The sequence below is a fragment of the Stenotrophomonas sp. YJH_SMC_73 genome (assembly GCF_059370155.1).
In genome coordinates this window covers 177,450-200,374 of sequence record NZ_JCAFTJ010000010.1, presented here as the reverse complement: position 1 = coordinate 200,374, position 22,925 = coordinate 177,450, and the positions used below count along the sequence as shown (strand labels likewise).

General features: G+C 66.8%; 23 protein-coding genes. 4 read left to right on the top strand and 19 right to left on the bottom strand.

All coding sequences use genetic code 11. The features are described from left to right. Window positions 1-68 precede the first annotated feature (68 nt). From AC5P8R_RS16720 to glnA, 9 genes are all read right to left on the bottom strand, one after another. Window positions 69-383: a hypothetical protein gene (locus tag AC5P8R_RS16720; protein WP_005411860.1), complete on the bottom strand. Its 315-nt coding sequence runs from the start codon at window positions 381-383 to the stop codon at window positions 69-71. 108 nt (window positions 384-491) lie between these two features. Further along, window positions 492-1,658 carry a murein transglycosylase A gene (gene mltA / locus AC5P8R_RS16715; RefSeq protein WP_032959393.1) on the bottom strand — a complete coding sequence of 389 codons (1,167 nt, stop codon included), beginning with the start codon at window positions 1,656-1,658 and terminating at the stop codon, window positions 492-494. Window positions 1,659-1,725: 67 nt separating this feature from the next. Further along, complete coding sequence (locus tag AC5P8R_RS16710) at window positions 1,726-2,472, bottom strand: N-acetylmuramoyl-L-alanine amidase (RefSeq protein WP_032959392.1); 747 nt, start codon at window positions 2,470-2,472, stop codon at window positions 1,726-1,728. 462 nt (window positions 2,473-2,934) lie between these two features. Next, a complete protein-coding gene (locus tag AC5P8R_RS16705; protein WP_136191730.1) occupies window positions 2,935-3,402 on the bottom strand; it encodes a hypothetical protein in 468 nt (155 codons plus the stop codon). Next, the gene (locus AC5P8R_RS16700; protein ID WP_032959340.1) at window positions 3,399-3,776 is read right to left on the bottom strand and encodes a VENN motif pre-toxin domain-containing protein; all 378 of its coding nucleotides are present in this window, start codon (window positions 3,774-3,776) and stop codon (window positions 3,399-3,401) included. Before AC5P8R_RS16700 ends, AC5P8R_RS16705 begins: the two co-directional genes overlap by 4 nt. Window positions 3,777-4,339: 563 nt before the next feature. Further along, entirely contained in the window at window positions 4,340-4,918 is a 579-nt protein-coding gene (locus tag AC5P8R_RS16695) for a hypothetical protein (protein ID WP_262219484.1), read from the bottom strand. A gap of 113 nt (window positions 4,919-5,031) precedes the next feature. Then, window positions 5,032-6,462: an ammonium transporter gene (amt, locus tag AC5P8R_RS16690; RefSeq protein WP_014645492.1), complete on the bottom strand. Its 1,431-nt coding sequence runs from the start codon at window positions 6,460-6,462 to the stop codon at window positions 5,032-5,034. 22 nt (window positions 6,463-6,484) lie between these two features. Continuing rightward, on the bottom strand, window positions 6,485-6,823 hold the full coding sequence (locus tag AC5P8R_RS16685; RefSeq protein ID WP_004134334.1) for a P-II family nitrogen regulator: 339 nt from the start codon (window positions 6,821-6,823) through the stop codon (window positions 6,485-6,487). Window positions 6,824-7,144: 321 nt separating this feature from the next. After that, window positions 7,145-8,554: a type I glutamate--ammonia ligase gene (gene glnA / locus AC5P8R_RS16680; RefSeq protein ID WP_014645491.1), complete on the bottom strand. Its 1,410-nt coding sequence runs from the start codon at window positions 8,552-8,554 to the stop codon at window positions 7,145-7,147. Window positions 8,555-8,773: 219 nt separating this feature from the next. On the opposite strand from glnA, the gene AC5P8R_RS16675 reads away from it, so the two are divergent. The 3 genes from AC5P8R_RS16675 (at window position 8,774) to AC5P8R_RS16665 (ending at window position 11,082) form a co-directional block, all read left to right on the top strand. Further along, on the top strand, window positions 8,774-9,568 hold the full coding sequence (locus AC5P8R_RS16675; RefSeq protein ID WP_014645490.1) for an undecaprenyl-diphosphate phosphatase: 795 nt from the start codon (window positions 8,774-8,776) through the stop codon (window positions 9,566-9,568). A 73-nt stretch (window positions 9,569-9,641) separates the two neighbouring features. Then, the gene (locus tag AC5P8R_RS16670) at window positions 9,642-10,469 is read left to right on the top strand and encodes an META domain-containing protein (RefSeq protein WP_495223646.1); all 828 of its coding nucleotides are present in this window, start codon (window positions 9,642-9,644) and stop codon (window positions 10,467-10,469) included. 79 nt (window positions 10,470-10,548) lie between these two features. Then, the gene (locus AC5P8R_RS16665; RefSeq protein WP_014645488.1) at window positions 10,549-11,082 is read left to right on the top strand and encodes an NADPH-dependent FMN reductase; all 534 of its coding nucleotides are present in this window, start codon (window positions 10,549-10,551) and stop codon (window positions 11,080-11,082) included. Window positions 11,083-11,183: 101 nt separating this feature from the next. Here AC5P8R_RS16665 and AC5P8R_RS16660 read toward each other — a convergent pair whose 3' ends face one another. The 9 genes from AC5P8R_RS16660 to AC5P8R_RS16620 form a co-directional block, all read right to left on the bottom strand. Next, a complete protein-coding gene (locus AC5P8R_RS16660; RefSeq protein WP_014645487.1) occupies window positions 11,184-11,795 on the bottom strand; it encodes a YbhB/YbcL family Raf kinase inhibitor-like protein in 612 nt (203 codons plus the stop codon). 10 nt (window positions 11,796-11,805) lie between these two features. Then, window positions 11,806-13,875, bottom strand: coding sequence for a tetratricopeptide repeat protein (locus AC5P8R_RS16655; RefSeq protein ID WP_032961627.1), 2,070 nt, complete (start codon window positions 13,873-13,875; stop codon window positions 11,806-11,808). Between the two features lie 56 nt (window positions 13,876-13,931). After that, complete coding sequence (locus AC5P8R_RS16650; protein ID WP_046427777.1) at window positions 13,932-14,921, bottom strand: YheT family hydrolase; 990 nt, start codon at window positions 14,919-14,921, stop codon at window positions 13,932-13,934. A gap of 52 nt (window positions 14,922-14,973) precedes the next feature. Beyond that, window positions 14,974-15,765: a lysophospholipid acyltransferase family protein gene (locus tag AC5P8R_RS16645; protein WP_032961622.1), complete on the bottom strand. Its 792-nt coding sequence runs from the start codon at window positions 15,763-15,765 to the stop codon at window positions 14,974-14,976. A gap of 118 nt (window positions 15,766-15,883) precedes the next feature. Further along, a complete protein-coding gene (locus tag AC5P8R_RS16640; RefSeq protein ID WP_014035502.1) occupies window positions 15,884-16,318 on the bottom strand; it encodes a hotdog fold thioesterase in 435 nt (144 codons plus the stop codon). Between the two features lie 10 nt (window positions 16,319-16,328). After that, window positions 16,329-18,386 carry a phospholipase D family protein gene (locus tag AC5P8R_RS16635; protein WP_053495706.1) on the bottom strand — a complete coding sequence of 686 codons (2,058 nt, stop codon included), beginning with the start codon at window positions 18,384-18,386 and terminating at the stop codon, window positions 16,329-16,331. Next, a complete protein-coding gene (locus AC5P8R_RS16630) occupies window positions 18,383-19,000 on the bottom strand; it encodes a YceI family protein (RefSeq protein WP_495223645.1) in 618 nt (205 codons plus the stop codon). Before AC5P8R_RS16630 ends, AC5P8R_RS16635 begins: the two co-directional genes overlap by 4 nt. 4 nt (window positions 19,001-19,004) lie before the next feature. Beyond that, on the bottom strand, window positions 19,005-19,481 hold the full coding sequence (locus AC5P8R_RS16625) for a SixA phosphatase family protein (RefSeq protein WP_014035499.1): 477 nt from the start codon (window positions 19,479-19,481) through the stop codon (window positions 19,005-19,007). Window positions 19,482-19,530: 49 nt separating this feature from the next. Then, on the bottom strand, window positions 19,531-20,160 hold the full coding sequence (locus AC5P8R_RS16620) for a nucleotide-binding protein (RefSeq protein WP_005420986.1): 630 nt from the start codon (window positions 20,158-20,160) through the stop codon (window positions 19,531-19,533). A 123-nt stretch (window positions 20,161-20,283) separates the two neighbouring features. On the opposite strand from AC5P8R_RS16620, the gene AC5P8R_RS16615 reads away from it, so the two are divergent. Continuing rightward, a complete protein-coding gene (locus AC5P8R_RS16615) occupies window positions 20,284-21,768 on the top strand; it encodes an AAA family ATPase (protein ID WP_014645482.1) in 1,485 nt (494 codons plus the stop codon). Window positions 21,769-22,153: 385 nt separating this feature from the next. Here AC5P8R_RS16615 and AC5P8R_RS16610 read toward each other — a convergent pair whose 3' ends face one another. After that, the gene (locus AC5P8R_RS16610; RefSeq protein ID WP_262087910.1) at window positions 22,154-22,789 is read right to left on the bottom strand and encodes a tetratricopeptide repeat protein; all 636 of its coding nucleotides are present in this window, start codon (window positions 22,787-22,789) and stop codon (window positions 22,154-22,156) included. Window positions 22,790-22,925 lie beyond the last annotated feature (136 nt).

Here is a 22,925-nt window from a genome sequence, read left to right as displayed (position 1 = left end):
ACATTTCACATGCCCGCTTTTGCAGCGTCGAGCAAGGCTCGGCGCTACAAGGGCGGGAGCCGGGGGGATTACACCGGGTAGCCGGTGGCTTCCCGTGCCTTCTTCCAGGCGGCTTCGAATTCACGCGCGGAGATTTCGTCGTCCTCGTCGAAATCCAGGAACGACACCGGCTGGTCGGCCAGCAGGAAACGGTCATCGCTGTGGGCGTGCTCGTCGGCCCAGACCATCTTGGTGCCGTAGATTTCCACCTGCCGCACGATCTTGTCGCCGCGCGCTTCCATCAGCACGTTGCCCTTGCCCAGGCCCGATTCGGCCCAGTGCTTGTAGTACTTCTTTGCGGCGGATTTCGCGCCGGGTTTTGCGTTGTGCTTTGCGTAGGTCATTGCAGGGGTCCTGGCCGCAGGCGCGGCCGGAAAGTTCGGAATGGCGCCATTATCAGGCATCCGGGGCCAGAGCCCTTTCCTTTGGAAAGGGATCCGCCCCCTGCTGGTTCAGTTCGGCAGGGGCACGCCCTTCGGCCACAGCATCCAGATGTTGCCCTTCTGCTTCATGTCGCCGGCCAGCTTGCCGGCGGCATCGCCACTGCCCCAGTACAGGTCGGCGCGCACCTCGCCGGCGATGGCGCCGCCGGTGTCCTGCGCAGCCACCGGGCGTACCACGGGCGTGCCATCGGGACGCGTGGTCGACAGCCACAGCAGGCTGCCCAGCGGCACCACGGTACGGTCCACCGCCACGCTGTAGCCCGCAGTGAGCGGCACGTTCAGTGAACCGCGCGGGCCTTCCGGGCTGTCCGGATTGCGCACGAAGAACACGTAGCTGGGATTGCTGCGCAGCAGTTCCGGCACGCGCGCGGGATTGGCCCGGGCCCAGGCGCGGATCGCGTCCATGGTGACGTCTTCCTTCTTCAGCTGGCCCTGGTCCACCAGCCAACGACCGATGGCACGGTAGGGGTGGCCGTTCTGTTCCGCATAGGCCAGCCGTACCTGCTTGCCATCGGCCAGGCGCACGCGGCCGGACCCCTGGATCTGCAGCAACTGCAGGTCCATCGGATCGGTCAGCCAGGCCAGCACCGGCGCCTTGGCGCCCTTGGCCGCGATGGTGCCGGCGTCGTCATAGGGCTTGAGCACCTTGCCTTCGACGCGCCCGCGCAGGCGCTTGCCCTTCAGTTCCGGGTAGAGGCTGTCCAGCTGCACCACCACCAGATCATCCGGCGTGCCGTAGACCGGCACCGTCGCCTTGTCGGTGCGGGTCAGGCTGCCGGGGTAGATCGGCTCGTAGTAGCCGGTGATCAATCCGTCGGCCTGATGGCCACCGGCACGCAGCGCATAGGCATCGAGGTCGCGCTGCAGGAACTGGCGGATCGCGGCCGGGTTCTTGTCTGACACCGCTGCGGCGGTGGCGCAGGGCTTGGCCCAGACAGCGTCGTTTTTCAGGCGGGCGCAGCTGCTGCGCCAAGCCACGAAGCCGGCCTGCAGATCGCTGTCCGAGACCGCTGGCAGGGCTTTCCAGCCGACCTTGGCGTAGGTGGCCGCCGGCGGCGAGGTCGGCGTGGGCGCTTCGGAGCCCGTGCGGGGAGCGGTGGTGGCGCAACCGGCGAGCACGGCCGCTGCCAGCAGGGTCCAGTGCTTGCGCTTGAAGAAGGTGGCGGAATCGATCATGCCGCCATGGTGGCGGGCCGGCCGCTGGGCGGCAACCCAGCGCGGGGCCAAGCGTTCATGCGCGGAGTCACGGCGTCTGCAGCAGCAGCGAGTGCAGGATGCGGGCGTCCTCGGCATCCAGCGTCTTCGGCAGGTCGTCGCGGCCACGGAAGCGGCGGTGGAACGCAGCGACGGTGGCGTCGCGGTTGTCGAGCGGATAGCCGAAGCGGGCCAGCGCATTCCACGCGTCGAATCCTTCCGGTGCCGCGCCGTCGGCCGCGCGCGGCCACACGCCGAAGCCGGCCTCGGCCAACTGCTGCCATGGGAAGAAGCGGCTCGGATCCTGCTTGCGCGTCGGCGCCAGGTCGGCATGGCCGATCACCTGGCGCGGCGGGATGTTCAGGCGCGTGGTGAGATCGCGCAGCAGCACGATCAGCGATTCGATCTGTGCCGCACTGAACGGGCTGCGGCCATCGTTGTCGAGCTCGATACCGATCGAAGCCGAATTGAGATCGGTGATGGTGCCCCAGCGCCCGGCGCCGGCGTGCCAGGCACGGCGCTCATCAGCGACCAGCTGGTAACGATGGCCATCGGCGCCGATCAGGTAGTGCGCACTGACCGGCCCACCGCTGTTGGCCGTGCGCAACGTATGCAGGCTCTGCTGCACCGATTTCTGCTCGGTGTGGTGGATGACGATGATGACCGGGGTGCGCGCGTTCTGGTTGGGTGATGGGACCCAGGTGGCGAGCGGGTTGTGCTGCACAGGCGCGGTGGCGGTGCAGGCCGAAAGGGCCAGGGCCAGCAGTGTGGAAGCCAGAAGGCGGGGGCTGATCATGGACGGATTGTAACCATGACTGCAGCCGTGGTTCTTCGCTTCGTCCGGATCGCTGGAGAACTGGGGAGCTGTCATGCAAAAAACTCAATAACGCCCCCACCTCATGCCCAAATCTCAAACTCCAATTTGAATAGCCAAACGCCCAAGTTCCTCATCACCTACCTTCAATCCTCGAAACGGACCCAGCCATGCCGCCGAATCGATTCCAACACCGTGGACACGTGAACCCAGGAACAACCGTCATAACAACTTGAACAAAATGATTCATCAACGGCCCCTCAGATCCCGCCAGTGGCCGATCTGGTCAATCCCTCCGCGCCCGCATTGCGAAGAAATCTACCTTGGCGCGTCACCACTGCTTCGACCGGTGACATACAGACTGGCAACACCGTCAAGCCGAGCAACTTCATCGAGGCGGCCGTTTAACCCCAACCTCCATTGAACAAGCAACCGCCCAGAACCCTATGCCCTCACCTTCCTAACCGACTCCACCCACTCAGCCCAGACAGAGGAATCATCAAGACAACCGGAATCACCTAGAGGCGACATAAGGCGAACAACAACTTCGAACAGCGGAAGATCCTCACCAGATCGATCAAAAATCGACTCAAGGAATACCATCATTACCGAGAACGCATCCAGCAACGCCAAGTACTCGCCCGACGAATTAATTTGTGCGCTACAAAATTCAGAATTAAGAGCACTCCCCACGATGACAACCTCTGCAAATGCATCACACCAGTCATCCCACATTGCCGGATCGTTGGGCAAGCCATTCGCCCATAGAAATGACCCTCCCGAAGATAACAGATCAACAAGAGTGTCCTGCCCCTCCCCCCTCTCCATATACTTCTGAAGGAACACGCACATCAATACATATGCAGCCTGAACGGAAATTCTTCCAGCATCTTTCACATCACTAGCACTCATTTCGTGACCTTCTTTTGCTCCGACAGCCCGCCCGCCAGTGCGCCAACTGCCTGCGACAACGCCAGCACCATCTCTTTCTGCTCCGGGCTCAGCTTGGAGGGGTCTCCGCCGGTCAATGTATTAGTCAGTACCTTCGCGGCCAACTCGCCGCCGGCCGCGGACACGGCTCCGGTTCCCGCACTGCCACCATCGGCTTCCGCCAGCAGCGCACCCAACACCGCATGCGACAGCAGTTGCAGAGTCGCATTGGGGTCGCTGCCGTGGTTCGGGTCAAGCGTGCTGCCGATGAAGTGAGCGGCATAGGGCGCCAGTGCATTGGACGCGGCCTGGCCAGCGCCCTGTCCCGCCACACCGCCCACCAGCGCCGTCGTCACTGCGTTCAGTGCACGGTTGTACTCATCGATGCCCCCTACTTCCCCGCGCCGCTGTATGCCTGGCTATTTGCCGCCGCCATCTTGCTGCGCACAGGCACCCGATTCCATCGCCCTCAGTCACAAGGCCGTGTTGACCTTCATCATTCGTCCAATCCGCGGCCAGATCAACATGTAGAAGGCACCCACGGCCAACCCGATGAAAAGCATGATGCCAGCGCGCCTGGGAGCCCACCCAAACCAAAAGGAAGGACTGGTCCAGACCTTTATCCAAGCGCCAGGAGAGAAGGCACCCTCGAACGCGAGCCACGCCAACAAGGCACAGATTGGTGCAGCTACAACATAACGAGCTTTGAACCGCGGAAGAAACTTGTCCACAAGCATAACCCCGGGCACACCGAAGATGAGGCCCGACACAGCGGCTATGGCGCAAACCAGCGATGTGAAAATTGCAGCCTGCGAAAAGCTGCCTATCCGAGAACTCAGCGGAATGCCTATGAATAGAGCCGCTCCAAGCACGGAGCTGGCAATCACAGACACAATCTTTGCCCCCAACTCACGCTCACTCACTGGCAGATCTCCACCATCTTTCCATCAGAGCCCCGGTAGCTCATGCATTTCTGCCTTGAGGGAAAAGTACTCCAAGGCCACCGCAACTTGCCAACTTCGCCACCAGTATCGCGCGTATTGGAACTCCACACTTGGCCCATCAATTCGAGTTGAACATTGGACGCGAACCCGTACCCCAGCCTCTGGTTGAGACTGAGAATCCACCGAATCCATCCGGAAGCACCTGTCGGATCACAAAGCCCGGATCCAATGCATGTGCTCCAGGCACCATGATGTTGATCAGATTGCTGGTGCTCGGATCGACGATCGATGCTGGAAAGCCCCAGCTCCGGAGGCAGGCCGTAGGAGAGTCGCCACAGACCGGAGGAAAGGCAGCGATAGGTGAACTCCACAGCAAAGCTCCAGTGTTCTCGATCTCCTGCGCCGGCCACACTACGCACCAGCGCATGCGGACTGTAGTCGTCCAGGGTCAGCAGGTAGACATACCATTCGATGTCTTCCATCACTGCTGCGGAAGTCGCCTGAATCACGCCTACTCCGTTCTGTAGTCCATCGAGGTCGTTGGAGGCGAACACGCGCGCCTACAGACAGCCATTGAAGCAGGAACGTTAGAGCCACGCCATGCGTGGATGGGCTACCCGCTGTGCCGACCAACGGTCGGCACCCACCACGTCAGTGCGCCGCCACGTCAGGCCTCGTAGGCGGACTCGCCGTGCGAAGTCACATCCAGGCCGGTGCGCTCTGCTTCTTCGGTCACGCGCAGGCCGACCACGACCTTGACCACCAGCAGGATGACCGCGGTCATCACCGCCGACCACACCACGGTCAGGCCGACGCTGACCACCTGCACCCAGACCTGATGGGCGATATCCAGATCGGCCTTTGTGCCGCCCAGCGACTGCGCACTGAACACGCCGGTGAGGATCGCGCCGACGATGCCGCCGACACCATGCACACCGAACACGTCGGCGGTGTCGTCCACCTTCAGCAGGCGCTTCAGGCCGGTCACGCCCCACACGCAGACCACGCCGGCGACAAAACCGATCACGATCGCGCCAAGCGGCCCGACGGTGCCACAGGCCGGGGTGATGCCGACCAGACCGGCCACCGCACCCGACGCAGCGCCCAGCGCCGACGGCTTGCCCTTGCCGATCGCCTCCACCAGGGTCCAGCCAAGCACGGCAGCGGCGGTGGCCAGCACGGTGTTGAGGAAGGCCAGCGAGGCCACGGTGTCGGCCGCTGCTGCCGAGCCGGCGTTGAAGCCGAACCAGCCCACCCACAGCAGCATCGCGCCGATGTAGGTAAACGGCACATTGTGCGGCTTCAGCGCGGTCTGGCCATAGCCCAGGCGCTTACCGACGAACCACGCGCCGACCAGGCCGGCGACGCCCGCGTTGATGTGGACCACGGTACCGCCGGCGAAGTCGATGGCACCCAGCTCACCCAGGTAGCCGCCACCCCAGACGATATGTGCCATCGGGATGTAGCTGAGGGTGAACCACAGCGCCGAGAACAGCAGCACCGCGCGGAACTTGATGCGCTCGGCGAAGGCACCGACGATCAGCGCGGTGGTGATGCCGGCAAAGGTCGACTGGAACGCGACGAACAGATAGTCCGGCAGGCCCTTGATCGGCGTGTTGCCCACCGACTCCGGGGTGAAGCCCTTGAGGAAGGCGAATTCGGTGAACGAGCCGAAGAACGGATTGCCGGCGCTGAACACCGCGCTGTAGCCATAGGCCACCCACAGCAGCAGCACCAGCGAGAACACCACCAGGATCTGGCTGAGCACCGACAGCACATTCTTCGAACGCACCAGGCCGCCGTAGAACAGGGCCAGGCCCGGTACCACCATCAACAGCACCAGCAGGGTCGAGGTGAGCATCCAGGCGACGTCGCCACGATCATAGGCGGCGGCCGCTTCGGCCACGGCCGGCGCCGCGGCGGTGGCGGCCGCATCGTGCAGCGGCTCGACCGCCACGCTTTCGCTCGGCAACGGCGATACCTGGGCCTGGGCATGGGCGCTGCCCGGCCAGGCACCGGCGGCCAGTGCGCTGAGCAGCATCAACAGGCACACCAGGTGGAACCGGGCTTGCCACCCGGTGAGAAGGCGCATCTTCATGGGGGGAATCTCCGGAAGGGGGTTACAGCGCGTCGGCACCGATTTCGCCGGTGCGGATGCGGATGACCTGTTCGACGGCGGTGACGAAAATCTTGCCGTCACCGATCTTGCCGGTGCCTGCCGACGACTGGATCGCTTCGATCACCGCGTCGGCACGCTCGTCGGTGACCACCGTTTCGATCTTGATCTTGGGCAGGAAATCGACGACGTACTCGGCGCCGCGATACAGCTCGGTGTGGCCCTTCTGGCGACCGAAACCTTTCACTTCGGTCACGGTGATGCCCGACACGCCTGCATCGGACAGGGCCTCGCGGACCTCGTCGAGCTTGAACGGTCGGATGATGGCGGAGATCAGTTTCATGCGCATGTCCCGAGGGTGGATGGGGCCAGCGCGCCAGCGCGCGTTGGCATCAGGCAACCACGGGTCATCAGGATGATGACCGTGGCTGTTGCACCGGACACGTACAGGGCCGGGACGGCCGTGCCTCTCTCCTTGCACGACCGACGCGGGAGGGAGGGCGGCCCTGGTCGCGTATCCGGTCTCTCTCTTGCCCCTGGATAGGGATCAGCGCCCATTCGTAAACGAACGGGATCCGACCCCGATCTGACCGCGGCTCCCCAGCCGCGAAAACGGAAGCGATGGCGGCGGGTGGGAGGGGGAACCCACCGCCATCGCATCCGGTCAGCTGGCGTAGTACAGCTGGTATTCCAGCGGGTGGGTGGCCGCGCGGAACTTGGTCACTTCCTGCATCTTCAGCGCGATGTAGCCGTCGATGAAGTCATCGCTCATCACGCCGCCGGCCTTCAGGAACTCGCGGTCCTTGTCCAGCGCTTCCAGCGCCTGGTCCAGCGAGGAGCAGACCTGCGGGATCAGCTTCTCTTCCTCCGGCGGCAGGTCGTACAGGTCCTTGTCGCTCGGTGCACCCGGGTCGATCTGGTTCTTGATGCCGTCCAGGCCGGCCATCATCAGTGCGGTGAAGGTCAGGTAGCCGGACTGGATCGGGTCCGGGAAGCGCATTTCGATGCGGCGCGCCTTCGGGTTGGACACCCACGGAATGCGGCACGACGCCGAACGGTTGCGGGCCGAGTAGGCCAGCATCACCGGCGCCTCGAAGCCCGGCACCAGGCGCTTGTAGCTGTTGGTGCCCGAGTTGGCGAAGGCATTGATGGCCTTGGCGTGCTTGAAGATGCCGCCGATGTACCACAGCGCCAGCTGGCTCAGGCCACCGTAGCCGTCACCGGAGAACAGGTTGGTGCCGCCCTTGGACAGCGACTGGTGCACGTGCATGCCGCTGCCGTTGTCGCCCACGATCGGCTTGGGCATGAAGGTGACGGTCTTGCCGTTGCGGTGCGCGACGTTCTTGATCACGTACTTCATGCGCAGCAGTTCATCGGCCTTCTGCACCAGGGTGCTGAACTTGGTGCCAATCTCGCACTGGCCGGCGGTGGCCACTTCGTGGTGCTGCACTTCCACTTCGATGCCGACCTGTTCCAGGGTCTTGCACATCTCGGCGCGCAGGTCGTGCAGGGTGTCGGTCGGCGGCACGGGGAAGTAGCCGCCCTTCACGCCCGGACGGTAGCCGCTGTTGGCGCCGTCGTACTTGGCGCCGCTGTTCCAGGCGGCTTCTTCGGAATCGACCTTGAAGAAGGTGTTGCCCATTTCATTGGCGAAACGGACCGAGTCGAAGATGAAGAACTCCGGCTCCGGGCCGAAGAACGCGGTTTCGGCGATGCCGGAGGACTTCAGGTAGGCCTCGGCGCGCTTGGCGATGCCGCGCGGGCAGCGGCCGTACGGCTGCATGGTGGCCGGATCGAGGATGTCGCAGCTGATCACGATGGTCGGATCTGCGTAGAACGGGTCGACGTAGGCGCTGGTGGTGTCGGGCAGCAGGACCATGTCCGATTCGTTGATGCCCTTCCAGCCGGCGATCGAGCTGCCGTCGAACATCTTGCCTTCTTCGAACAGCGACGGTTCGACAATGCTGACCGGGAAGGTGACGTGCTGCTCGACGCCACGCATATCCACGAAACGCAGATCGACGAACTCGATCTGGTTGTCCTTGATCAGCTTCTCAACGTTTTCCACGGACATCGGTACGACCTCGGATGGGGATGAATGCCTGCTGAGGTACAGCAACGACCGTGCCAACTTTTCGCTGGCCGCAAGTCATTGATTTCAAAAAGGGCGCTCCGTGGCGGTGCAGGACGGTGCGCACCAAACGGGTGCACCTGCCACCAGACGCACCCGTTTGGTGCGGCAGGGATCGTCTATCCTCTCGACCTTCCTTCCGCCGCGCGTCACGCACCGTCCATGTCCGACCTGCTCTCCGCCCTGCTGCTGGGCATCCTCGAAGGCTTGACCGAATTCCTGCCGATCTCCAGCACCGGCCACCTGCTCATCGCCCAGCACTGGCTGGGTGCCCGCTCGGACTTCTTCAACATCGTCATCCAGGCCGGCGCGATCGTGGCCGTGGTGCTGGTGTTCCGCCAGCGCCTGCTGCAGCTGGCCACCGGCTTCAACCAGCGCGAGAACCGTGAGTACGTGTTCAAGCTGGGCGCCGCCTTCCTGGTCACCGCCGTGGTCGGCCTGGTGGTGCGCAAGGCCGGCTGGTCGCTGCCGGAGACGGTCAGCCCGGTGGCCTGGGCATTGATCATCGGTGGTGTCTGGATGCTGCTGGTGGAGGCCTACACCGCGCGCCTGCCCGACCGCGACCAGGTGACCTGGACGGTGGCGATCGGCGTGGGCCTGGCACAGGTCGTGGCCGGCGTGTTCCCCGGCACCTCGCGCTCGGCCTCGGCGATCTTCCTGGCCATGCTGCTGGGCCTGAGCCGCCGCGCCGCCGCCGCCGAGTTCGTGTTCCTGGTCGGCATTCCCACCATGTTCGCCGCCAGCGCCTACACCTTCCTGGAAATGGCCAAGGCCGGGCAGCTGGGCAGCGAGGACTGGGCCGACGTGGGCGTGGCCTTCCTTGCCGCGGCCATCACCGGCTTCGTCGTAGTGAAGTGGCTGATGGGCTACATCAAGTCGCACAGGTTCACCGCCTTCGCGATCTACCGCATCGCACTGGGCGCGGCGCTGCTGCTGTGGTTGCCCTCCGGCAGCTGAACAGCGCCGGGGTACGGTAACCCCGTTGCCGGCCCCACCCCGTTTCCCCCACGGTTCCCCAAGGAGAATCACCATGAACCGCAAGCTCACCCTGCTCCTCCCGCTGGCCCTGATGGCCGCCTGCAGCCAGACCCCGGCCCCGGCCGGCACCGGCGGCGACGACGTGGCCCCGGCCGCGGCCAAGGCAGCAGACCAGCAGACGCTGGCGCACCTGGATGCGCAGCGCCTGCAGAGCCAGCACTGGCTGCTGCAGCAGGCCACCGGCGCCGACGGCAAGCGCATCGACGCGCTGTTCGCCCGCGAAGACAAGCCGGTCACCCTGGACTTCGCAGATGGCCGACTGTCGGTCAGCAACACCTGCAACCGCATGGGCGGCGGCTACACCCTGGCCGACGGCAAGCTGACGGTCAGCGCGATGGCCTCGACCATGATGGCCTGCACCGACAAGGCGCTGATGGCGCTGGACGAAGCCGTGTCGAGCCGCCTGCAGGGCGAGCTGAAGGCCGAGCAGGATGCCAATGGCAAGCTGACGCTGACCAACGCCAAGGGCGACGTGCTGGTGTTCAACCCGGAGCCGACCGCTGAAACCCGCTACGGCGGCGCCGGCGAAACCGTGTTCCTGGAAGTGGCCGCCAAGACGCAGAAGTGCTCGCACCCGCTGATCCCGGACTACCAGTGCCTGCAGGTGCGCGAAGTGAAGTTCGACGACAAGGGCCTGAAGCAGGGTGAGCCGGGCAAGTTCGAGAACTTCTACGGCACCATCGAGGGCTACACCCACGAAGACGGCGTGCGCAACGTGGTGCGCGTGAAGCGCTACGAAGTGAAGAACCCGCCGGCCGATGCGCCGTCGCAGGCGTACGTGCTGGACATGGTGGTCGAGTCGGCCATCGAGAAGAAGTAAATAAACAGAAGGGCGGCCACGAGGTCGCCCTTCTACGTTCTGTAGCGTCGACGCAGCCCCACGTGCCAGCCTTGCCACGATGAAGATTCTCGCCATATCCGGCAGCGCGCGCCGGCAGTCGACCAACACCGCTCTGCTGGTGGCCCTGAAAGCCATCGCGCCGCCCGGCATGGAGATCGAGGTCTACGCCGGGGTCGGCGAACTTCCGGTGTTCTCCCCCGATCTGGAAGGCACCGATGAACCCTGCAGCGTGACGCGCTTCAAGGCGGCCATCGCCCGCAGCGACGGTGTGCTGGTGTGCAGCCCTGAATACGTGCGTGGCATTCCCGGCGGATTGAAGAATGCGATCGACTGGCTCGTATCCGGCGACCAGATCGTCGGTCGGCCCATTGCGTTAGTGCATGCGTCCCATCGTGGCGAGGACATGCTGCAGGCACTTCGCGCGGTGCTGTCCACGGTCAGTGCCGCGTTCAGTACAACGCTGTTCCTGCGTGTACCGGTGCTGGGCCTGGAACCGGAGGAGATCTTCGAGGTGCTTCAGTCGGAAGTGCATCGCGCCGAAGCGGATGCGTTCCTGGCAGGGTTTGCTGTTTACTGCAGGTCCATTGCGTAGCAGAAGCAGCCGAGCATGGGCTCGGCTCTACAAGGCAAAGTCGAGCATGGCTCGACTCTGCAGAAAGTAAAGCCGGGCATGCCCCGGCCCTACAAGGGCTCTCAGCCCAGCGCCGGGTTCAACGTGTAGGTGCCGTGCAGTGCCGCTTCGGCGAGCACGTGGCCGTGCATGGCGCGGTAGGCGTCGGCGGCGGTGAAGCGTGCCGGCAGCTGCAGCGATGCCACGTCCAGCGCGAACACGCGGAAGAAGTAATGGTGCAGGCGTTCGTCGTTGAACGGCGGGTACGGGCCGTCATAGCCCAGGTAGTCACCGGCCATGTCCGGATTGCCTGCGAACCAGCCGGTGAAGTCGTTCAGGCCCTGGCGGCTGCCGGCCGGGCCGGCCGGTTCGGACTTGCCCTTCACCACGAAGCCGTCGCTGCAGCTGCCTGCGGCGATCTCGCGCACCGAGGCCGGAATGTCGGCCATTACCCAATGCACGAAATCACAGCGCGGCTGGTCGCGCGGCACGCTCATGTCGGTGCGGCCGACCGTCTCCGGCACGGTCGGCACGTCCGGATCGACACACACCAGCAGGAACGAACGGGTGCCCTCCGGCACATCGCTCCAGGCCAGGTGCGGATTGCGGTCCGGTGCGAAGCCCGCGGCATCGCCGGCGGCGAATTCGCGGTCGATCGGTGCACCGTTGGTCAGGCTGTGGCTGCTCAGTTGCATCGGCGTGTCCTCACTCTTCCGGATAACCCAGGCGCACCGCGATCGGGGTGAGCTTGGCGAAGGCGGCGCTCATCACGTCGCGGTAGTTGCGCCAGTGGCCCGGCGGGAAGCGCGGCGCACCCAGTTGCGCGGCTGGCGGCATCGGCCGCTCGAACAGGCGGCCCAGCAGTTCGGCCATCGCCTGCGGATCGTTGCCGATCTGGTCGATGCGCAGCAGCACCTGCGGGTACAGATCGTCCTCGTGCAGGGCGGCGACCTGGGCCAGCGCGCGCGCCAGCCATTCGCTGGCTTCGGCCAGCGAGGTCATTGCCAGCGGTGCGGCGGCACCGTAGGCCACCCAGTCCAGCAGCATGTCGCGCGGATCGCGCAGCACCACCAGCAGGCGGCCCTGCGGCAGCTGCGGGCGCAGCGCCCACAGCAGCGCGTTGTCCCACCACAGCAGCCAGTCGATGATCGCGTCGTCCTGCACGCCGCGCGACGGCAGCTGTTCGCGCCAGCGCTGCACCAGCCGCTCCGGGGTCAGCACGCCCGAGGCAAGGTCCTGCAGCGTGTGGTAGTTCTGGAACGCGTCGTCGGGTGCGTTGGAGGTATAGCGGTCGCTGCGCAGCACCGGGCTGGCGGCGGCCAGGCCGGTCGCCACGCGCTCCACGCCCGAACCCGGCGCGCCCCACAGGAAGATCGGCGCGGAAGTGGCATCACCGTCGATCTCGCCCTTGTCCGGCCAGCTCGGCGGCGCCTTGGCCTGCGGCGGCAGCGGCAGGCGCTGCGGTGCCTGGTCGGCCTGCAGTGCCAGCCAGGTCTGCAGCGCGTCTTCGTGCTGCCCGGCGCGATCCTGGATCTCACCCAGCCAGGTGCGCAGGTCGGCGCGGTGGCCTTCCGGTGCCATGTCGATCAGCGCCTGCACGCGGGCGACCGCGGCGGCCGGATCGCGCTGCAGCAGGCCTTCGACCAGGCGGGTTTCGCCGCTGACGCGGCCCGGTTCGAGGTTGACGATGCGCTCGGCGATCGCTTCGGCCTGGGCGTGTTCGCCCACCATGTCGTGCAGGCGCAGGCGCGCTTCCAGCGCCGGCAGGTGGCCCGGCATCGCGTCCATCCAGCGCTCGACCGTGGCGGCGGCGGTGGCACTGCCGACCTCTTCCACCGCCAGGCGTGCCAGCCACAGGTCGTGCAGCTGCGGGTGCTGCTCCAGGGCGGCATCCAGGCGTGCGCGGGCCTCGTCTTCGCGGCCCAGGCGCTGCCAGGACATCAGCAGCAACTGCAGTACGTCGCGGTCGTCAGGCAGCGATTCCAGCAACGGCAGCAGGTGCTCCAGCGCCTGCAGCGGCTGGCCGCTGCGCAGTGCCAGTTCGCCGGCCAGGCGTCGCATCGATGGCGTATCCAGGCCCTGCTGCTGCAGCGCGATCTGCATCGCTTCGGCGGCAGCGTCCAGGTTGCCCTGGCGCATGGCCAGCTGCACCACCAGGCCATGCAGCGAGGCGATGGTCGGGTTCAGTTCCAGCACGCGGCGGAACGCCTGCTCGGCGAAGGCCAGCATGTTCTTGCCCAGGTAGGCGAAGCCCAGTGCGTAGAGCACGCGAATGTCGTTGGGCTGGGCCTGGTTGGCGGCCGACAGCAGCGTCAGCGCGCGATCGGCATCATCGCGGCGCAGCGCGATCATGCCGTCGATGGTCAGCAGTTCCGGGTGGTCCGGTTCGACACGCGAGGCCAGGGTGGACAGGCGCTGCGCTTCATCGAAATCGTTGCGGCCGATCGCCAGGTGGGCCTGCATCAGGTAGGCAGCGAAGGCGTTCGGGTCCAGCCCGGTGGTGCGCGTCAGTGCTTCGCCAGCGCCGTCGAACTGGCGCAGGGCCAGCAGCAGGCCGGCGTGCTGCAGGTGCAGCTGGGCATTGTCCGGGGCCAGCTGCAGCGCCTGCTGCAGGGCCTCCATCGCGTCCTCGGCCTTGCCCTGCTGCTGCAGCGCAAGCGCCAGCCAGCGGTGGGCCTCGGCCTGGCCGGGTTCATCACGGGTCCACGCCTGGGCCAGCTGCACGGCCTGGTCGGCCTCGTTCTGGCGCAACGCTTGGATGATCTGGTCTTGCATGGCGGTCCGGTTCAAGGGCAAACCCGCATTGTAGCGGCCTGCGCGCCCGTGCCGGTTCAGCCTTGCAGCACGCGCTGCAGGCGCTGCGCCACCCAGCGCTCGGAGAAGCCGTCACCGCGCCAGTTTTCCAGGAAGCCACAGTGGCCGCCCCAGCAGGCGGTTTCCAGGTGCGCGTTGCGCGGCAGCTGCCAGTCGCTGAAGGTCGCGTACGGGATCACCGGGTCGTCCTGTGCCATCAGGATGTCGGCCGGCACCTGCAGCGAGGACAGGCGATCGCCGGCAATCGAGTAGCCGTCGAAATAGGCCTGCAACGAGCCGAAACTGGTGTGGCGCTCGACCAGCCAGGCGGTCAACGCGCGGATGTCCAGCTTCAGCACGCGGTCGTCGCAGTCGCTCAGTTCGGGGAACAGGTCGCGCTTGCGCCGCAACGAACCGGCCCACTTGCGCCGGAAGTACCAGTCGTACATTGCCGGGCCGTTCTCGATGCTCTCCATGGTCAGCGCCGGGTCCAGCACCGGGCATACCGAGGCGACGCGCAGCAGCGGCACGCCGGCCGCCGGCGCACGCAGGGCCAGGCGCAGCACGAAGTTGCCGCCCAGCGAGTAGCCGGCGGCCACCAGCGGCAGCTGCGGCCAGCGCTGGGCGATATCGCCTGCGGCATGCACCACTTCGTCGATCAGGTTGGAGTGGAAGATGCCGGGGTTGAGGTGATGGGTATTGCCGTGGTCGCGGAAATTCAGCCGCACCACGTCGAAGCCCTGTTCGAGCATGCGCGCGGCCGCCATGCGCATGTAGCTGGATTCGGCACTGCCTTCCCAGCCATGCAGCAGCAGGGCCATGCCCTTGGGTTCGCGGCCTTCGACATGGCTGTGCCAGCCCTGCAGGCGCACGCCGTCGCCGCCGTCGAGGATCAGTTCCTCGCTGATCGCGCCGGTCGCGGCCAGCAGCAGCAGGCCGCGCTGCAGGCGCATGCGGCTGGAGCTGAGCATCGACTGCAGGTGCGGATTGCGCAGCCAGCGCGGTGGCTGGTAGTCAGCCGCGTGCAGCGTCGGCGTGCCGGCGTCCAGGACGGGTGGCGGGATCAGGGCCACCGCACCCTCACTGCGTGCTCATGGCCGCCACGATGCGCGCGCGCGACGTCTCCGCGATGCGCCGACGGCCTTCCAGGTCCTGCGCACCGATCGGTGCCAGGAAATGCACTTCCGCACGCCGCGCCGGCTCACCGAGCAGGCGCAGGAAATTGGCGAAGAAACTCTCGCCGGGGCCGAACGCGACAATGGTCTGCGCGTCGCCCTTGAGCCCATACACCAGAGCCACCGGCTGCACCGGCACGCCGGTCTCAACCGCCGCCTGGAAGATGCGGGCATGGAACGGGCCCACTTCGTGGCCACCGCGGGTACGCCCTTCGGGGAACACGCCCACTGCCTTGCCTTCGCGCAGGCGATCAGCCATCACCTGCATCACGCCACCGAGCGATTCGGTGTTGCCGCGCTGGTGGAAGATGGTCTGCCCGCGCGCGGCCAGCCACCCGACCAGTGGCCAGCTGGCGATCTCGCGCTTGGCGACGAAGCCCATCATGCGCTGGCTGTGCAGGATGCAGATGTCGACCCAGCTGACGTGGTTGGCGACGAACAGCACGGCGCCGGGCAGCGGCCTGCCGATCTGCACCAGGCGGAAGCCGAAGATCCACATCAGCCCCCCCTGCCACCAGTTGACCACTTTGGCCCCCAGGGTCGCCTCGCCCACGCGCAGTTCGCCCCACGGCCGAAGCATGCCGATCAGGATGAGCGGCAGGAACACGATGATGTGGACCAACAGCAGCGGTACGCGGTACAGGTAACGGCACACACGCGCCACGCCGCCGCGGGGGGCCGGAGTGGGGGAAGTCATCCGCGCACGATACCGGAGGGCCGTCATCGCTGCCAGCCGATTTAGGCCATAACACCCATCGACCGGGGCAATCGGCAGGGAACGCTGGGTTCCGCTGCCGTCACCGCCCGTCCGGGGCTCAGCCGTGGCCGGCCGCCACCACCGCCAGGGTCAGCCGCGAGATGCACACCAGCCGGCCCTGCTCGTCCTCGATGCGGATCTCCCACAGCTGGGTGCTGCGGCCCACGTGCAGCGCGCGGGCGGTGCCGGTGACCGTGCCCGAACGCACCGCACGCACGTGGTTGGCGTTGATTTCCAGCCCCACGCAGATCTGCTTGGCCGTATCCACACACAGGTTGCCGGCGCTGCTGCCCAGGGTCTCGGCCAGCACCACCGACGCGCCGCCATGCAGGATGCCGTAGGGCTGGCGGGTGCGCTCGTCCACCGGCATGGTGGCCTGCAGCCAGTCGTCACCGGCCGCGCTGAAGACGATGCCCAGCGACGCGATCGCGGTGTTGCGGCTGAGCGTATTGAGCTGCTCGAGGGAAACGGCTTCGCGGAACACCTGGGTCATGCGGGCACCTTCAGAGGATGGGAACGAGGCCGGCGCCGAATGCGGTCAGCATGCGTACCAGCAGCCACTTCGGGCCGACATTGACCTCGGGGAAATCACCCACGGCGACATAGCAGCGGTGGAAGCCCGGGTCCTGCCGGGGCAACGGCTGCGGGCAGTCCGGGCCGGGCTTGAACTCGTAGTCGGTGGCATAGCGCCACGGCCAGAAGTCGAGGATCGGCAGTGCTTCGGAGGCCTTGCCGACGCTGTAGTTGAGCCCGGACAGCACCGGCGGCTTGGCCCGCGGCGCCACCGTCCACGAGTTCTGCGGGTGGGTGTCACGCAGGATGCTCTCGGCCAGCTGCTCGGCGAAGGCCGGGTCATCGATGATCACCGCGCCTTCGGTGTTGTAGTTCTCGCTGCGCGGGTCGAAGTTGTGGGTGCCGACCACGCCGATGCGGCGATCGACCACCAGCGACTTGGCATGCAGGCCCATGCGCGCGCCCTTGCGGGTGACCGGCAACGGCTTGTTGACCGCCTTGCTGCCCAGGAACGAGGGCCGGGTCTCGGTGCGCAGCAGGCGGGTCTCGACCTCGCTGCCGGCCGCACGGCGGCGCTCGCGCGCGTTCTGGTAGGCACTGCCGGTGCGCGGATGGTTCACCGCCCCCTGCTTGCCGGTGGGTGCCGGGTGCTCATCGCGATCGCGACGGTCGCCGGCATTGCTGCCGGCAGCACTGCCGCCGATCAGCGGGTTGCGCCCGCCGTCGTCGTCGCCTTCCGGCGCGGCGATCGGGTCGGGCAGCAGGTTGCGGTAATCGACCGGTGCATCCAGCGGGAACGGCTTGTATTCGAAGATGTTGAAGCCCAGTTCGCGCATGTTGCGCCGCTTGTACTTGTACGACAGCGCATAGACGATCGGGTTGTCGGTCGCCGCCAGGCTGTTGCTGGACACCACCACGCGCGGCGGCTGCGGTCGCTTGCGCAGCTCGCGGAACAGCTTCTGGGCCGGTTTGGACAGCACCAGGTACGGCGTCTGCAGGATCACTTCCTTCTGCGCGCCGGCGATCAGCGCATCCAGCTGCGGCTCGGTCACGTGCTGTCCGGCCAGCGGCGCATCGGCCTTCTCGCGCCGGTGCTTGCGCGGCAGGTCGGCGACATAGCGCACCGAGGCCACCGGCAACGCGGTATCGACGAAGGAACGGCTGACGAAGTCCATGTCATTGGCTTCGGCACTGACCCGCTCCACCCGCTCGGGGCGGCGGAAGCTGGCCGGCGGCAGGGTCGGCACGCCCTCGCGCAGCAGGGTGCGGCCGACATCGTTCAGGCGCTCGGCCGGCACGCTGCGCCTGGCGCGCCAGAAGGCATCGAAGTTGGCCGCCATCGCCCGCGCCTCCGGGCCGGCGATCAGCACGTCGCGGTCGCGGAAGTTGTACTCGCGGTCCCAGTCGTAATAGTCGTCCTGGTAGTTGCGGCCGCCGACCACGCCGATCGCATCGTCGATCACCAGCAGCTTGTTGTGCATGCGCTGGTTGAAGCGGCGGAAGCAGCACAGCACGCTGCCGGCATAGTCGAAGTAGTTCAGCCGGGCCTTGCCGAAGGTCGGGTTGTAGACCCGCAGCTGGAAGTTCTGGTGCGCGCCGGACAGGGCGCCGAGGATCTGCAGGTCGGAGATCGCCGAGAGCTGGTCGATCAGCACCCGCACCTTCACCCCGCGCCGCGACGCGGCCAGCAGCTCGTCGATGACCAGCCGGGCACTGTCGTCCTTGTCGAAGATGTAGGTCTGCAGGTCGATGCTGCGGGTGGCGCTGCGCAGCAGGTTCAGGCGCGCCACCAGGGCGCCCTCGCCCTCGTCGAGCAGGGTGGCGTAGTGGCGTGGCTGTTCCGGGGTGGATTCGGTGAACGCCCGGCCCGCCAGCGCACGCAATGGCGAGTCCTGCGCGCAGCGGTCGGCGCGCCGGCAGTCGACGTCGGTCGAGCGCGCCTGCACGGCAATCGCTTCGGCACGGTCACGCTCGGCATGCGAGAGCGATGCACAACCGCTGCCCAGCAACACGGTTGCCAGCGCCAGGACGCGCAGCAGGAGGTTCACGGTTTCGGCGCCTCGCTCAGGCGCGCACGCAATACGAAGGTCACTCGGTCACTCAAGGCTAGCTGCCAGCTGTCCATTCCATACCGGCCTCGCTGCACGGTACCGCGGCTGACGACGTCGCAATCATAGCCGGGTCGGGCGCACTCCGCCTTCTCGACCTGCAATGACTCGGGGTGGCTGATGCCGCGCAGGGTCAGCCGGCCGTTGATGGCGCCGCCCTGCTCCACGGTCTCCGGCCAGTAGGGCAGCGAGTCGAACTCGACCACCGGATGGCGCCCGGCATCGAAGAACTCCTCGCCGCGCATCCAGCCGGTATAGCGCGCCTTGCCGGGGATCTCCACCGAGCGGGTGAACATCTTCAGGTGCACCTGGTGACGGCCGTCGGACAGGATCTCGATACGCCCCTCGAAGTGCGGGAACACGCCTTCGATGCGCTGGCCGAATCGGGTGCGCACCTCGAAGCCGATCCGCGAGCGCTGGGTATCCAGGCGCAATACCCGTGGCGCCTCGGCGGACACGGGCGGCAACGGGGTCGGTGGGGGCGCCGCGGCCCAGGCCGGGCCGAGCGCCAGCAACACGGGCAGCAGGAAGCGGCTGCGCCGCGCCAGGCTCATCGGATCACGGCCACCAGAACGCGTTCAGGCTGGCCACGCCGGGTTCGATCGAGGCCTCGCGCGGGAAGCCAAGCACGGCCACGCCACCCGGCGGCATGCCGCGATAGTCACTGCTGGTGCCGTCGGTCATCAGGGCCACCAGCTGCTCCAGGCCCGGGTTGTGGCCGACGATCAGCACCCGGTCCAGGTCACGACGCTCGTCCACCAGCGCCGCCAGGGTGCCCGGGGTGGCTTCGTAGATCCGGTCTTCCAGGCGCTTTTCGACATAGCCGATGGCCGTCATCACCGCTTCCAGGGTCTCGCGGGTACGTCGCGACGGCGAGCACAGCACGCAGTCGGGCAGCAGGTTGTTTTCCTTCAACCACTTGCCGGCGGCTTCGGCCTCGGCGAGCCCCACCGGCGACAGCGGCCGGTCGAGGTCGGCCTGGCCGGAAACGGCGGGTTCGGCATGGGCATGGCGCAGCAGGATCAGTTCACGCATCGCGGGTTTCCATGGAGAAGAGGATGCAGCAGGAGAAGTGAGGCAGGCATCAAAGCTTGAGCCAGGACAGCAGCGGCTCCCAGTCGGCCTGGTGTTCGCGCACCTGGGCGGAGCGATAGTCGAACAGGCTGCGGCCCAGGCCGGTCATGACCACGTAGCTCTGGCTGTCACGCAGCTGCGCGACCACCGGGTATGGCCATTCGGCCAGCATCTGCAGCGCCTGCTGCGAGGTCTGGGTCCAGGGTTTGGTGCGGTTGAGGACCAGCCCCACCGGCAGCTTGCGGCTGTGCACGCGCGGGTTCTGGGCCAGGCTGTTGAGGAAGCCGACGATGGCTTCGATATCCAGCGCCGAGGGCAGCACCGGCACCACCACGGCGTCGGCCGCGTCCAGGAAATGGGGGATATCGTCGGCCAGCGCACCGGCCGGTGCATCGATGATGACGGTATCGGTACCGTCGGGCAGCTTCTGCGCCCACTGCTTCTTCCGATACACATCGATGGGGAGCACCGCGCTTTCCAGCCCTGCACGCCGTTGTGCCCAACGGGTGCTGGAGCCCTGCGGGTCGGCATCGGCGATCACCGTGGCCTTGCCCTGCAATGCCGCGTACGCGGCCAGGTGGGTGGCGACGGTGGTCTTGCCCACCCCGCCCTTGGAACCGGCCACCAGGATCGTCTTCATGCCAGCCTCGCTTCCGGGTACGTGCCCCGAGCGTACACCGGCGGTGGTGACGGGAGGTAGCACCGTGCTGAACCAGTGGCCATCGCCTTTGCTATCGTGGCGCCCCCGAAGGATCGAACCGGCATGAGCGAACTGCAGGACCTGAGCGCACTGATCCGCGCCAATACCCCCCTGATCGTGATCGAGACCCAGGATGAGGCCCGCATCGTCGAGCTGTTCCGGCAGACGCTGATGCACGTGTGGCGGGCCCTGCACCGCTGGTCCATCACCGAGGGCCTGCGTCGCATCGACCTGGACCGCGAGGACCCGCCGGTCGGCCCGCCCGATGCCAGCGCCGCCCTGCAGATGATCCGCCAGGCCGATCAGCGGGGTGTCTACCTGCTGCTCGATTTCCACCCCTACCTGGGGTATGCCAGCCACCAGCGCGCGCTGCGCGACCTGATCCAGCGCCGCCATAGCGAGCCGCATGTGCTGGTGCTGATCGGCGCCAAGGTCGAGCTGCCGGCCGAGCTGGAGGCCCTGGCGGTGCGCTTCAACCCGCGCCTGCCCGATGCCAACGCCCTGCTGAAGATGCTGCGCGAGGAGGCCGACGCCTATGCGCGCGAACACGGCGGCCGCCGTGTCGAGGTCGACAGCGAGGCGGTGAAGAAGATCCTGAAGAACCTGCAGGGCCTGAGCCTGGTCGATGCCCGCCGCATCGCCCGCCAGCTGATCTACGCCGATGGCGCGCTGCGCGACGACGACCTGCCGCAGCTGGCACGGCTGAAGTTCGAGCTGCTCAACCGCAGCGGCCACCTGTTCTTCGAGCATGACAGCGCGCGCTTCGGCGACGTGGCCGGTGCCAACCGGCTCAAGCGCTGGATCAGCCAGCGCCGGGTGGCCTTCATCGCCGGCTCGGCACCGGCCGGCCTGGATCCGCCGCGCGGCATGTTGCTGCTGGGCGTGCAGGGCTGCGGCAAATCGATGCTGGCCAAGGCCACCGCCGCCGGCTTCGGCGTACCGCTGCTGCGCCTGGACGTGGGCGCGCTGTACAACAAGTACCACGGCGAGACCGAGGCCAACCTGCGCCAGGCGCTGGCCTCGGCCGAGCAGCTGGCGCCCTGCGTGTTGTGGATGGACGAGATCGAGAAGGGCCTGGCCAGCGGTGGCGAGGACGGTGGCGTATCCCGCCGCGTGCTCGGCTACCTGCTGACCTGGATGGCCGAACGCAAGGCGCCGGTCTTCATCGTCGCCACCGCCAACCAGGTACACGAGTTGCCGGCCGAACTGCTGCGCAAGGGCCGCTTTGACGAGATCTTCTTCGTCGACCTGCCCACGCCTGAGGTGCGTGTGGAGCTGCTGCGGCTGCACCTGGGGCGACGCCAGCTCAACGGCGACGACTTCGCGCTGCCGGCGCTGGCGGCCGCGGCCAATGGCTTCTCCGGCGCCGAGATCGAGCAGGCGATCGTGGCCGGGCTGTATGCGGCGCACGCCGAAGGCCGGCCGTTGGATACCGAGCTGCTGATGAACGAGATCCGTGCGACGCGGCCGCTGTCGGTGCTGATGGCCGAGCAGGTAGAGGCATTGCGGGCATGGGCGTCGGGACGGACGGTTTCCGCGGATGATTGAAGTGGAAGCGCAAAAGCAAAAGCGCTTGGCTGGCTGCTCTTGAGGGCATGGGGGTCAGATCCGTTTTCCTCTGGAAAACGGATCTGACCCCAGTTCGATTTCTATCCCTGGCAGATCTCATCCACGCATGGCGTGGATCGACCGTGTCGACCAAGGTCGACACCTACCAACAGCCGCCGGAACCTGTCGAAGGCGGGGCACTGTGGGTTTGCGGGGTGCGAGCCGCATGGATGCGGCGACCAAGCCCCCATGGATGGGTTTACGGCGGCCCCGCAAACCCACAGTGCCCCGCCATCCCGCAGGAAGCCCGCTGTTGCTTCGGCTGCTGCAGTTGCTCCAGCCGTTGCCTCTGCGGGTGCCGGGTGCAACCCGGCCCCCCCCTCCCTCAGGGCCAGGCCGGCGGCGCGGCCGCCCAGGCCTGCTGCACTTCCGCCAGCGAGGCGCGCTCGTCGTCACGCCACAACGGCAACAACTGCGCAAAACGGCTGCTGTCGCTCCATTGCGTCGGCTCGGTACGCACCGCTGCGGCATACCACTGCACCGCCTCCTGCTTCTGCCCGGCCCGCCACAGCGCCAGCGCATAGGTGGGTGGCAGCCAGCCCGGCTTGCTCAGCGAACCACCGGCAGCGGCCTGCCATTGCTCCAGGGCGGCTTCGGGCTGGCCCTGACGCAGCAGGTCCCAGCCGTAATTCCAGCGCACGCTACGGCCCAGGCTGCCCTGCACCGGCGCATCCTTCAGTGCTTCGCGATACAGCTGTTCACCCAGCTCGGTGCGGCCCTGCGCAATGGCCACCGACGCCAGCTGCACGGTGGCCTCCACGGTACGCCGGCCGCGCTCGCGCTGTTTGAGCAGCTGCGCCACCAGCTCATCCCCGTCGGACTGGACCACGATCATGGGCACGGCGGCCGCATCGCTGTCGAAGTAGAACTCCTGTGGTGCCGGCACCGCCGGCGCGGCCCACACGGGGGCCGTTCCCGAGACCAGCAACATGCTGCCCAGGATCTTTCCTGCAACTGACATCCCTTCTCCCCAGGCCGCAACCGCAGCCTCCCTCTCTCTCCCCGATCCTAACCCCAGCATGGCCGCCGGCGCGAGTGCCGGGCCGGTCGGGCCTCGCTGCTACAATTCGCGCCTTTCCCGCCGCGTGCCTGCACGC